Origin of the sequence: Rossellomorea aquimaris (assembly GCF_020172085.1) — a bacterium.
GTDB lineage: Bacteria > Bacillota > Bacilli > Bacillales > Bacillaceae_B > Rossellomorea > Rossellomorea aquimaris_E.
The window spans coordinates 837,035-849,058 of sequence record NZ_JAIVAT010000003.1 but is presented as its reverse complement, the minus strand read 5'-3'; the positions used below and the strand labels follow the sequence as shown (position 1 = coordinate 849,058).

Annotated in this window: 15 protein-coding genes and 1 riboswitch; of the genes, 4 read left to right on the top strand and 11 right to left on the bottom strand. The window is 40.8% G+C overall.

Annotated elements, in window-relative coordinates:
- Positions 1 to 38: 38 nt before the first annotated feature.
- Genes LCL96_RS05080 through LCL96_RS05070 form a run of 3 tightly spaced genes read left to right on the top strand, consistent with a single transcriptional unit; the run spans position 39 to position 1,121 of the window.
- Complete coding sequence (locus LCL96_RS05080) at positions 39 to 260, top strand: spore coat associated protein CotJA (RefSeq protein ID WP_206849415.1); 222 nt, start codon at positions 39 to 41, stop codon at positions 258 to 260.
- A gap of 6 nt (positions 261 to 266) precedes the next feature.
- A complete protein-coding gene (locus tag LCL96_RS05075; protein ID WP_224940347.1) occupies positions 267 to 527 on the top strand; it encodes a spore coat protein CotJB in 261 nt (86 codons plus the stop codon).
- A gap of 24 nt (positions 528 to 551) precedes the next feature.
- The gene (locus tag LCL96_RS05070; protein WP_224940346.1) at positions 552 to 1,121 is read left to right on the top strand and encodes a manganese catalase family protein; all 570 of its coding nucleotides are present in this window, start codon (positions 552 to 554) and stop codon (positions 1,119 to 1,121) included.
- A gap of 113 nt (positions 1,122 to 1,234) precedes the next feature.
- Here the strand turns inward: LCL96_RS05070 and LCL96_RS05065 are convergent, their stop codons facing one another.
- The 7 genes from LCL96_RS05065 to LCL96_RS05035 form a co-directional block, all read right to left on the bottom strand.
- On the bottom strand, positions 1,235 to 1,690 hold the full coding sequence (locus tag LCL96_RS05065) for a DUF2663 family protein (protein ID WP_224940345.1): 456 nt from the start codon (positions 1,688 to 1,690) through the stop codon (positions 1,235 to 1,237).
- A 105-nt stretch (positions 1,691 to 1,795) separates the two neighbouring features.
- Positions 1,796 to 2,941, bottom strand: coding sequence for a glycosyltransferase family 4 protein (locus LCL96_RS05060; RefSeq protein WP_224940344.1), 1,146 nt, complete (start codon positions 2,939 to 2,941; stop codon positions 1,796 to 1,798).
- 43 nt (positions 2,942 to 2,984) lie between these two features.
- Entirely contained in the window at positions 2,985 to 3,509 is a 525-nt protein-coding gene (locus tag LCL96_RS23585; protein WP_224940343.1) for a phosphatase PAP2 family protein, read from the bottom strand.
- Between the two features lie 163 nt (positions 3,510 to 3,672).
- Complete coding sequence (locus LCL96_RS05050) at positions 3,673 to 4,356, bottom strand: LysM peptidoglycan-binding domain-containing protein (RefSeq protein ID WP_224940342.1); 684 nt, start codon at positions 4,354 to 4,356, stop codon at positions 3,673 to 3,675.
- Positions 4,349 to 4,948: a CPBP family intramembrane glutamic endopeptidase gene (locus tag LCL96_RS05045; RefSeq protein ID WP_224940341.1), complete on the bottom strand. Its 600-nt coding sequence runs from the start codon at positions 4,946 to 4,948 to the stop codon at positions 4,349 to 4,351. The genes LCL96_RS05050 and LCL96_RS05045 overlap by 8 nt, the downstream gene beginning before the upstream one ends.
- 9 nt (positions 4,949 to 4,957) lie before the next feature.
- Positions 4,958 to 6,430 (bottom strand): RecQ family ATP-dependent DNA helicase, encoded by a 1,473-nt coding sequence (locus LCL96_RS05040; protein WP_224940340.1) that lies wholly within the window; start codon positions 6,428 to 6,430, stop codon positions 4,958 to 4,960.
- Positions 6,408 to 7,472: a helix-turn-helix domain-containing protein gene (locus LCL96_RS05035; protein ID WP_224940339.1), complete on the bottom strand. Its 1,065-nt coding sequence runs from the start codon at positions 7,470 to 7,472 to the stop codon at positions 6,408 to 6,410. Before LCL96_RS05035 ends, LCL96_RS05040 begins: the two co-directional genes overlap by 23 nt.
- 223 nt (positions 7,473 to 7,695) lie before the next feature.
- Here LCL96_RS05035 and LCL96_RS05030 point away from each other — a divergent pair, with 223 nt between their 5' ends.
- Complete coding sequence (locus LCL96_RS05030) at positions 7,696 to 7,944, top strand: ferredoxin (RefSeq protein WP_138775684.1); 249 nt, start codon at positions 7,696 to 7,698, stop codon at positions 7,942 to 7,944.
- A 111-nt stretch (positions 7,945 to 8,055) separates the two neighbouring features.
- Here the strand turns inward: LCL96_RS05030 and LCL96_RS05025 are convergent, their stop codons facing one another.
- From LCL96_RS05025 to sigX, 4 genes are all read right to left on the bottom strand, one after another.
- Complete coding sequence (locus tag LCL96_RS05025; RefSeq protein ID WP_224940338.1) at positions 8,056 to 8,625, bottom strand: ECF transporter S component; 570 nt, start codon at positions 8,623 to 8,625, stop codon at positions 8,056 to 8,058.
- A gap of 153 nt (positions 8,626 to 8,778) precedes the next feature.
- A riboswitch (FMN riboswitch) is annotated at positions 8,779 to 8,913 on the bottom strand.
- 114 nt (positions 8,914 to 9,027) lie between these two features.
- Positions 9,028 to 9,918 carry a peptidoglycan DD-metalloendopeptidase family protein gene (locus LCL96_RS05020; RefSeq protein ID WP_224940337.1) on the bottom strand — a complete coding sequence of 297 codons (891 nt, stop codon included), beginning with the start codon at positions 9,916 to 9,918 and terminating at the stop codon, positions 9,028 to 9,030.
- A 223-nt stretch (positions 9,919 to 10,141) separates the two neighbouring features.
- Positions 10,142 to 11,356 carry a hypothetical protein gene (locus LCL96_RS05015; protein ID WP_224940336.1) on the bottom strand — a complete coding sequence of 405 codons (1,215 nt, stop codon included), beginning with the start codon at positions 11,354 to 11,356 and terminating at the stop codon, positions 10,142 to 10,144.
- On the bottom strand, positions 11,328 to 11,882 hold the full coding sequence (gene sigX, locus LCL96_RS05010; protein ID WP_224940335.1) for an RNA polymerase sigma factor SigX: 555 nt from the start codon (positions 11,880 to 11,882) through the stop codon (positions 11,328 to 11,330). The genes LCL96_RS05015 and sigX overlap by 29 nt, the downstream gene beginning before the upstream one ends.
- Positions 11,883 to 12,024 lie beyond the last annotated feature (142 nt).

The window sequence follows — 12,024 nt, the reverse complement described above, 5'->3', positions numbered from 1 at the left end:
TGTTGTTACGAAGGATTTTGTTTAAAGGAGGGATGATCATGCAGGAGTATTATAAAGCATATTATCCGTATGTAAGTCCGTTCGATCCGTGTAAGCCGATTACACGAAAGGTATATTCGACACCTCCCAACCTTTACCTTGGGTTCCAGCCACCGAATTTAGAGCAGTATTCACCTAAGGAAGCGCTGCAAAAAGGGACTCTTTGGAAAGTATTTTACGATCCGTATTATAGTCCCTACGAAAAAACGAAGGGAGAGTAACCCAATATGAAACAGCTTCCTCCCCATTATTATGAGGTGCTAGAAGAATTGCAGGCCGTCGATTTTGTCATTGTCGACCTTACGCTTTACCTGGATACTCACCCTGATGATTTCGAGGCAATCTCTCAATACAATATGTACATTAAGACTCGGAAACAAATAAAAAAGAAATTCGAAAAGGAATTCGGCCCCTTGACCCATTATGGATACAGCTACTCCAATTATCCTTGGGATTGGAAGGATGCCCCTTGGCCATGGCAAGTCTAATGTATGAAAAGGAGGTTCAGAACGATGTGGGTTTACGAAAAGAAACTTCAGTACCCTGTAAGAGTAAGTACATGCAATCCTAAATTGGCAAAATTCCTGATCGAACAATATGGTGGAGCAGATGGAGAGCTTGCCGCTGCCCTCAGGTATCTCAACCAACGTTATTCAATCCCTGATAAAGTGATTGGATTGTTAACGGATATTGGAACCGAGGAGTTCGCCCATTTAGAAATGATTGCGACAATGGTTTATAAATTGATTAAAGATGCCACTCCACAGCAGATGAAAGACGCAGGTCTTGACCCCCATTATGTCAATCATGATGGAGCGATCTTTTATCAAAATGCGGCTGGTGTTCCGTTTACCACCTCTTATATAGCGGCTAAAGGCGACCCGATAGCTGATTTATATGAAGACATCGCTGCTGAAGAGAAAGCAAGGGCTACGTATCAATGGATCATTAATATGAGTGATGATCCAGATCTGAATGACGGCTTACGCTTTTTAAGGGAACGTGAGATCATTCACTCCCAGCGCTTCAGGGAAGCTGTGGAGATACTTAAGGAGGAAAGGGATAAAAAGATCTATTTTTGATGATGGTTCATGTGTATTATGGCTCATGGCATGCTTGACCTTCCTATACTCAGGTATAATGTGGTGGGCCAATTCTTTCTAAATACTCCTCTAAATAATCAATAATTTATCGTTTACTTGCTTCCATGAAACAGATTGATATCCCATTCTTTTTTCAATTTATCATATACATGGTGCCTTTTTTTCCATGCTTCTTCTTTCCATAAATCTTTGCTGCGATCGATGACTTCACATCTCAAGTCATGAAATTCTTTTTCCTTTTTTTCTTTTTTTTCAAATAGTATTTTGGTTGCGCCAAAAAGGACAACCAGTATGAGTGTCATGATCAAATGTACCGAATTCGAAACAAAGACGGAAAACATGGCAGCAAATGAATACGAATAGGGCCCCAATACGAATTTCGTCATGTAATACAGAAAAAAGAATGATGCAAATAAGGATCCCCATAATGTGTAAAGGTGCACGACCTTTGCTTTATCAAATTTTCGTTTTTTTTCAATCAGGTTATGTAACATCTGTTCTGTCGCTTGATCCGTCCACTCCCCAAATTCTTTGCCTGAACGATCCATCTCCATTCCCCCCTTTCCTCTTTATAACATATGAGCTTGTCCTTAGAGATAGAATCAACTCATACAAAAAGGTTCCTCTTAATGAGGAACCTTTTCCACCTTCTATTAACCAAAGAGCTGCCTCTCATTACGATAGTCGCATACTTCCCTGAATTCTTTGATGAGACCATCAAAAATAGCATCCCAGGATTGCTTATCAGCCATTTGCAACGCTTTTCGTTTCATGTATTGAAGACGGTTTTCATTCAACATTTCGGTAATATGCTGGATGAATGATTGATATTGGTGGGCTTCCGCTATTCTCCCAGTTTGGTTATGCTCCACAATGTTTGTCACTCCCCCCTTATCTGCCACTACCGCAGGCAAGCCGGATGCAAATGCCTCCAACACGACATTACCGAAAGTCTCTGATGCTGAAGGGAAGACAAACAGATCCGAGGATGCATAAATTTCTGCTAGTTCATTGCCGGTAGCGTAGCCTGTGAAGATGACATCTTCCCCTTTTGTCTTTTCCATAAGTTCTTTTTTCATAGGTCCATCTCCCACGACAAGCCATTGAACCTGATCTTTCACCTCTTTTGGGAGATGTTTTATCGTTTTTTCCAATGTGTCCAAATCCTTTTCAGGAGCTAATCTCCCGACATATAGGAGGATGTATTTCTTTTCAATTCTATATTTCTTTCTAATGGAGTCACTTCGTTTCTCAGGTGAATAGGAAGCACAATCAACTCCCCTTCCCCAGATTGATAAATCGGTAAAGCCTTGTTTTTCAAGATGGAGCTTCGTTTCTTCTGAAGGTACAAATATTCGATCAGCTTGTGAATAGAACCACTTCATATATTTCCAAAGTAAAGGTGAAGCCCACATCATCTTGTAATAATTCAAGTACATGTCAAAGTGGGTATGATAGGAGGCGACAAGGGGAATTTCCATTTTCTTTGCTCCTCGTATTCCATAGAGACCCATGGTGAGCGGTGTTGTTACATGAATCAGAGTCGGGGAAAAATCTTTAAGTTGTTTTACAATGGTCTTCGGATTCGCAATTGCCGTCCTGCATTCCGGATAAAGAAAAAAGGGAAAGCTCGTGAACGAGTGTACATTTGGATACGGTGTTTTCTGATCGTGAAGATCCGGTACGAATACTTTGTATTCAATCCTTCTTTTCTCATAGTGATCGGTCAGTCTTTTTAAAGTCCTTGCCACACCATTTACTTGAGGATAATACGTGTCAGAAAAAAGCGCGACTCTCATATACATTTCCCCCTCTTCATTTACATTCTTTTTCATTCTTCATTTAGAAAAACAGTAGCACCACCATCGTCGTTACAAATGCCAGAAATGCCCCAGCCAATACATCTGAAGGGTAATGCACTCCAAGGACGACTCTTGAATACCCAACAAGGGAGCTTAACGGAAACAGTACTAGAATCGTGACCGGGTAGTGAATCATGAATGGAATGGTGAGGGAGAATATGGCCGTTGTATGTCCGGACGGAAAGGAATGGTCTTTGAATTGGTAGCCATGAATGATTGCGTTGGGTAATGTCATATAGGGGCGTATCCTTTTTACGACTCTTTTCACCAACGTCATCAGGATGTGGCTTAGGACAAGAGAAATCATTGCCACGATGACCGTATTCTTGACCCCGGTATAGTGCTGCACGAACATTAACAAGATAAGGATGGAACCAATGGTAAGCCTCGCTCCTCCCAAATGAGTCACATATCCAAAGAATGATCGATACAGTTCTTTACTCCCATTGATTCTGTAAAACAATCTGTCATCTGCCTGCTGAAAGCGCATCATAAGCCTATCCACTTATTCAACTCCCCTTCCTTGTGCTGGAATGTTCACCTTCATTATATTTCCGGTTTGTAATGGCTCTGATAAATCAATGTAAATTTTATTGAAATTTGCTGCAAAGAAATGTAAATAATCAAATAAGCACCCGTCCCCCTAGAATAACGGGGGACGGGTGCTTTTATTGATCTAAAGGAATTTCTAATACTTGTCCTGTTTGAATGTCATTATCCTGTATCTTATTCCATTCTTTGATGCGCTCAACACCTGAAGGGGACTTATAGTAATTCATGGCTATACGGTATAGTGTTTCCTGCGCCTTAACCGTATGATAGACAACCTTGACTTTTGTTTCTTCCTTTACTTCTTCTTTAGGCTCTTCCTTTATCTCTTCCTTGGGCTTTTCCTCTTTGGTTGTGTTGGCTGGAGCAGAGGATGGCTGATTCTTACCAGATGAATCGGACTGCTCCTCTGATGGTTCATCCTTCTGAGCTGTTTCAGGTACCTCGACTTCATCCTCTTCAGAGACCTTAGTTTCTTCCTTTCCTTCATTCTCCGCCTCAGGTTGGTCATATCGAACTTCCACTACATCATCGGCATCTTCTGACAAGACCACAAGGGGACCATTCCTGTTATCTAAATATGAGTAAATACTAAAAACGGTCAATGGCAATAAAATAAATAATAAGAGCAACATACTGATTAAAGGATATTTCAATTTCCATTTGTTCTTTTTTTGTTTTTCTCTATGAAGCTCACTCCTTGGAGGGAGCGGCTCTCTTTTTTTGGCAGGGCGTTCTTCAGGGACTCGTTCGATTTTTTTCTTCAGTTTCGCTGCCTGATCTCGATATGGGTCTTTACTCATGTGACATCCCTTCTTTACTACTTTGTCTACCCATTTTACGCATATGTAATCCAAGCAGAAAATCGATGACAAAGTGCATGATGATTGTAACCAATAAATTATCTGTGAATTCATAAATGAAACCGATCCAAAAGCTGAGCAGTACAATATTAATGATAAGAAACCAGTGAGCCCAATACCTGAAATGAACGAGTGCGAAAATAACACTGGAAATGATCAGTCCGAAATGAAACTGAATCACTCCTCTGAATAATATTTCTTCGCTCACACTGATAAAGAAAGCTAGAAGCGCTATCTCCCACATGCTTCTATTCGTAAAAATCCTGGCATTCACCCCGCCATCATCGTAAAACTTAGCCGGTAACACCCTCATTAACAAAATATCGACCATGACAATCAAAAGACCACTCATCATGCCGATTGTCATGGTGGATGGGGTAAGGTGAAATTGCTGTCGGAATTCCGACCATGTATCAAATAAAAATATACCTAATCCGCAGGCAATCGTTAATAGTAAAAATTGAGTAAAATACAAATGAAATGTTAATTGCTTCTTTGAAAGCTGTTGAATGATTTCCCCTTGTTTCTGCATCGTTACCACTTATCCTAATAATAATTTTTCTAACCTTTTCTCCCAATCTGTCCCCACTGGGTCCTGTGAGCTCTGCATGAAAAACTCACTCTTGAAATCACTGGGTGAATCGCCGCATATATCACAGCAGAATGGGTTCTCGACACCTGACGACTCATCAAAATATCGGAGAAGAGTCTGCCTTCTGCATATATCATCCTGTAGCCAATGAATCATGGTGCTAAGCTTTTCCTTCTTGTATTGTAATCGATTGTTACGGATTTGTTTCACTTTTTCTAGTAATCTATCTCGGTCATCTATCCGACCACCGGTCAACTCTTCCGTATAATATGTCAGAAATCGATGCTGCACTTCGGTCAACTGCAACTGTTCGATGAGGTCCTTTGATTGTCCCTTTCTGTTCTCTTCTATGAATCCAAGAATTTGTCGATCTTCTGGTAACTCACTTTGAATGAGCTGTAAAGGCAAAGATAGATCCTGCTCAGAGTATAACACGACTGAAACACTACTCTTTCCATCACGTCCAGCCCTCCCAATTTCCTGTAAGAACGATTCTATACTTGAAGGAAAGTGAAAGTGAATAACGAAACGGATATCCTCTTTATTCACACCCATTCCAAACGCAGAGGTTGCACAGATCATTCTCAACTTCCCCGAAAGGAATTGCTGCTGAATGAGAATCCGATCCTCCTGCTCCATGCCTCCGTGATAATGGGCAACTCCTGACACACCTTTCTCTGAAAGCCAGTGGGCAACCTCCTCTGCCATTCGTTTGCTTGAGAAGTAGACAATTCCAGGTCCACCCCACGTTTTCACATAATCCAATAACGTACTCAGCTTATCATTATGACCAGATACCTTTTCAACAAATAATCCGATGTTTTCCCGATCGACGGAATAAACCATTTCAGCAGCAAGATCCATTTGAAGAACTTGTTTAATATCTCTCCTCACATCTTCGGTGGCCGTTGCTGTTAAGGCCAAAGTGGTTGGATTTCCAAGCTTCTCCTTCAACTCTCCCAGCTTAAGATAATCCGGTCTGAAATCTGGTCCCCATTGAGATATACAATGGGCTTCATCGATTACGTATAGTGATAGATCCAATGCTTGAAGGGAGGAAATCACGACTGGATTCATGACCATTTCAGGAGAAATGAATATAAATTTATAAAGTTGTAATTGTTCCAATGCGGCTTTTCTTTCCACAAAGGGTAAAAATGAATTGAGGGCTATGACCCGCTTCTCTCCCATCACTTTCATCTGCTCCACTTGATCCTGCATTAAAGAGAGTAAAGGTGAAATAATCAACACATGCCCATTCATCAAGTATCCTGGCAATTGATAGCACAATGACTTCCCGGTTCCAGTAGGGAGCATGGCTACCGTGTCCTTTTGATTTAAAACAGTACGGATGATATCTTCCTGTCCATTCCTGAAAGATGAATAACCGAATCTGTCTTTAAGCTCTTGTTGTAGATTCACGTGTTTCACCTGCCTTCGCAATTGCCGCCCGGATTTGAAAATAGGTCAATTGAGGGAGCTTTTCTTTAATGGTCTTAAGTCTTTTCGTCTTTTCTTCTTGCATCACTTGAAGAACTTTCACATACTCTTCCCGGGTAATGAACGGTTCTATTGGAAAATCTTCTTGTGTGAGTATCAATTCGATGACATGATCTTCAATGGTATTCTGCTTCAATTTACGAATCCGTGAAATCTCTTCAAGGGAATGGCCTCTCTTGTACAAGTCGTAGGTCTTACTTGTCGAAATGGTAAGGTTGTTTCGATGATCATTTCTCAAACTGATGGAATATAATAAAGGGTATACTGAAGGGTCCCTTTCTATTTCCGTTAACATCGCGTGCAGGAGGTTCAGAAACCTGAAGCGGAATTCTTCTTTATTCATTCCCAACATCTCTGCCACCTGCAATTCTGTCCACCCATAGTCCTTATATCCTGTTAAGCGATTGACAAGTAAGGATGGATCTCCCTTCTGGATATTCAGAATATGGGTAAGCTCTTTATAAAGAATTGAGGAGAGATTTTCCCTATCAGGGTGGGTCCTTATACAATTCTTTACCCAATCTTGTACTTCCCTGTTCCTTTGAACCGGAAAATACAGGCTCTCCTGCCGTTGCCCATTGGAAAGCACCTGTACAAGAAGGCTCAACCTCATCCAGAACAGACGGGTTTGATCGCCATATATCAGCCCGTTCATATCCGACGGAAACCGGTCACCACGAAAATATTCTAACACGGCTGCTGATCCCAATTCTGTTACGAGGGCAACATCATTTTCCCCATGGGTGATGTACTCTGATTTCTCCAGTTCCCTTACCTTCTGGTTGAAATATGTACGTTTCAACTTGGGTAGAGAAAGGAAAAATGGCTGTAAGTGAAAGATATGTGCATCCTGGATTGACTGGGAAGATTTCTTCCCATTTAAGATATGGAACACAGAGTAAATGGATCGCTCTCCTTTAATTTGCCAAAAACAATAAAGAATCACATAATTAAAATAGGTCAATTCTCTACTCCTTATTATGTAGGTTATTGTCAAATATTGTACCACGAATTTAACTTTTAACCATGTTTTGTTTTACTTATATAGGATAAAAATAAAAAGAGAGCACCTAACTATTGAAAAGTCATTCAATCCTCTATAAAATAAACATTAAGTGATTTTTCACCATTGGACATTGTGTATAATGATGAATTATATAGAATTATTTATCCGGGAGGTTTTTTCTTTGCCAAAATATACGATCGTTGACAAGGACACATGCATCGCATGTGGAGCATGTGGGGCTGCAGCTCCAGACATTTATGATTATGATGATGAAGGTATTGCATTCGTAACATTAGATGATAACCAGGGAACCGTTGAAGTGCCTGACGTATTGGAAGATGATATGGTCGATGCATTCGAAGGTTGCCCGACAGATTCCATTAAAATATCTGAAGAACCTTTCGACGGAGACGCACTGAAATTTGAATAGCATGTTTGAAGGCTAAAGAGAACGTTTCTCTTTAGCCTTTTTTCATACTCTTTATAAGGCAAATAAAAACCCACCTTAAATTTCCTTAAGGTGGGTCATTTTATATGATCACTATGCCGCTTTGTTAAAGGCTATTTGTCTTGATAACCAGCCTTGTAGGCGGACAAACAGTAAGACGAAGACCGATGTTACCAGAATCCCCTTCAGAATGTTGAATGGAACAATACCTGTAATGATGATTTCGGCAGGAAGCTCGAAATTCATAAAGTATTTATAAGCAGGAAGGAACACAATGTAATTCAGGATCCCCATGCTGACACTCATCACAACTGTTCCTGTGATTAAACCGATCAACAGACCTTTTTTGGATTGAAAACGTGAATAGATATAATAAGTAGGAAGAATCAATAGGATTCCCGCCATAAAATTGGCTGCATGGCCAATCGGTACACCAGTATCGCTTCCTGTCAAAACGTAGTCTATCACGTTTTTGAATAATTCTACTAATATTCCCGCAAGTGGACCCAGTGTGAGCGTCGCGATTAAAGCAGGAACATCACTGAAATCAACCATTAAGAACTTTGGAAATGGTGGTATTGGGAAGTTGAACAACATTAACACATAAGAAATGGCACTTAACATACCTACTGTGACAAACATGCGCGTATTCATTTTTTTCATAACTCTCTCTCCTTTAGGAGATTCATCTCATTTCGAAGACGGCCCAAGCCAAAGGTAGCATTAAAAAACCCCTAGATATCAATATCTAGGAGAATGAAAGGCATACCTTAATAGACGTTTAGCTTCCCATTTTCTAAACGTTCTGGCATAAACCTTCATCTTCTCCCATCCAGACTATACTGTCGGCTTTGGAATCTCACCAAATCCTGCCCCAAAAGGCTCGCGGGCTTAGAAACAAATTGTTTCATCACCGCCGGTAGGGAATTTCACCCTGCCCCGAAGACGAATCTTTATTTTTTTATTCCATTTCATTATACATAATGTTTGGGATAATGTGAAGAAAAACAGTTCGAATTCGAACTATATGTCATACATCGCCTTTTTGCCGGGGATTCGATTGGATCATTGCACTATTAATACCTGCTCAGGGAAAATAGCTGATTGCATGTCCAGACCATTTCTGTCGGCTAATTCCTCTACATCTATGCCATGTGCCATAGAGATGGAATATAATGTGTCTCCCTTTTTTACTTCATACTGGTCACTTGGTAAAGAGGCAGGTATTCTTAATAGCTGATTGATTACCAGTTCAGTACTCTTTAATGCATTTTCCTTCAAAATATCTTCAACTGATACCTCGTACGTTTGAGATATCCCCCAGAGAGTTTCTCCTTTATGAACGATATGCATCACTTCATGTTTTGTGTCCCGGGACATATTTCCTTCAGGTGTGCCAGCTACCCCAACCGTCTGATAAGGGTCCTTCTCTTTCGCAAATACGAGCTGACCGACTTCACCGTTTCCAAATACACGATAGGGATCAATGGCATTTTCTTTATCGAACGTCCACTCTCCCCTATGTATTTCAAAATGAAGATGAGCCCCTGTCGACCTTCCCGTATTTCCTAAGAGTCCAAGCTGTTCACCTTGTTCTACTTCCTGATTTTCGTGTACCTTCCTGCTTTTAAGATGGGCATATACTGTTTCATATCCGTTTTCGTGTCTGACGAATACAACGTGACCATAGCTTTCAGAAAGATACGATCTGATCACTATCCCTTTCGCAACAGAATAAACGGGAGACCCCAGCTCCCCTCCGATGTCCATTCCCTTATGAGAACCCGACCTTGTTCCATATGAGTCTGTGATCATCCCTTCTACGGGAAATGTCCAGGATACGGTTTCCTCAGACACCTTATCCTCCTCAGCTTCAGACACATGTCCCGATAAGAGCATCACGCTCACACATAGCACCCAAACGATGAAAAGCCTTTTTGCACAATGGGAAATCATCCTTGTCCTCCTCAATTCTTATGACAGACGTACCTCGACTTCTATGTATTAGACCATTCTAACCTTTTTACGCATATTACATGCACCCCACGGAAAAACCATTCTGAAATCATTTTCCATTGGGTAGTTTGGCTATGTAGCGTGTAAATATTCTAAATATCAAAGAAAAAAAAGAAAAGACCGGTAACGGATCCGTGTCCGCTACTGGTCTTTTGCTCTCTATTCAATTGACTAAGCTTTTTTTATTTGGACTGATTGGTGTCTTGATAGGTTCATTGAAGTCGAAACCGCTCCAGCTTTCCTGTTTGATATTGTCAAACCTGGCTTGTTTAAACCCAGAACTTCTGCTTGTCAGGAGTATTCCTTCAATCAACTCCAAGGCGGTTTGTTCATCAAATGTGTCCAAATCCAATTCGTTTAAGAAGCTGATCGTCACCCATTGATCTCCTTCTGTCACACTGAAGTTAATATCTTTGGGGATCACACTCTGAAAGAGGCCAGTCTCTGCATTTTTCATTGCTTCCAAGGATTCTTTGATGCCCCCTCTGTTTATATTATCGGGCACCAGGAAGCGGTCCCTTCCATTTGGAGAATACAGATAGTATGCCGTATGACCTTCTTCGTTCAGATCGACCTTTGAGAATTCTCCAGTGGAACTGAACTGAGGGACAGTACCATCAGGGTTTTTCAATACAACCTCTTCTATTCCTTTATGTTGGAATGAATATTGTAAGGAATGATAAAAAGCGTATTCTACTGCACTGCTGCCGCTGTACGAATGATCCGCATCAAGTGTGAAGACCACTTTGTTCCTGTCCAACGAAAATTCCCCATCTAATGGAAGGTAGTCCTCCAGTCCCCAATCGGTTTCCGGCAGCTTCTCCGCAAGTTGCTCATGTCGTGATAACCAGTCTTCGTCTGTCTGTTCATCTACGATCGAAACGGGTATCGGTACTGCATCCGGAGAGACAAGTCCAAAGGAATAAAACTCCTTCCCATTCAAGTCCTCTTCATATAGAGAGAGCCTTTCTTTAGGTTCTTCGAGGTCCTCGGCTACAGTCAAACTTTCCTGTTCCTCTAAACCGTTTTCTGCCACGGCTGCTTTTTCTTCTTTATCGGAAACTTCAGGTTCTTTCATTTTTGTTGAGATCTCGATTTTTTCCTCTGTGCTTCCTGAAGTATCAGCCATACCAGATTCGGACTTTTCCATACTTTGCTCGCTAAATTGATTTAAAACGGCAGGAGCAAGCAGAAATAGGATAAAGATGGCAGCAAGTGTTGCAACTGCAGGAGTAAATCGTTTAAATGATAGTTGATTTTTCTTTTTTTGCCTTTCCATTCGTGCGTGGATAGATTGAGAGCTTCGATCATCCTTGATGTGAGGGAGCTTTCTGACAAGATCCTCAATATCACGATCTTTCCATTCTGACTGGTTCAATGTCTCTTTCCTCCTTTGGGAGCCGTTGATTCATTTCAATTCGTAACCATTTGATCGCCCTATGCTGGGTCGTCTTAACTTTACTTTCTGACCATCCAAGCACTTCTGAGGTTTCGATGATTGAAAGTTCCTGTAAATACCGCATGATGATCACCATTCGAAAATCTGTTGAGCAATGCTTTAAGCATTCATATAAAACTTGGATCTCCTCATTAGCGACGGCGATTTCTTCGGGAAGAGCCCCATCATCTGTTACTTCATTTCGACTCCAATCGAATTTATCCAGAATACGATTTCTCCAGTTTTTCTGTTTTCTGAAATGATCAATGGCTACATTTTTCGCAATGGAAAAAAGCCAGGTTTTCTCGGAGCTTTTCCCTTCAAAATTTTCATGAGATTTAAGCACCCGAATATAAACTTCCTGAACTAAATCTTCAGCCTGCTGCTTGTTCTGTACCATATATATAAGGAATTGGAATACATCCTGATGATAGGAAGAATATAACTTCTCAAAAACGGAGTCCATTCTATTACCTCCCCGTCAAATTATTAGTCGTATTATCTGTAAAAAAGTTACACACTATCAATATAGTATTTTTTGGGTGAAAAGGAAAGACCTATATTGAACAGGCTTCCCCATGAAAAAGGCCAACAGAGTAAAATCACCC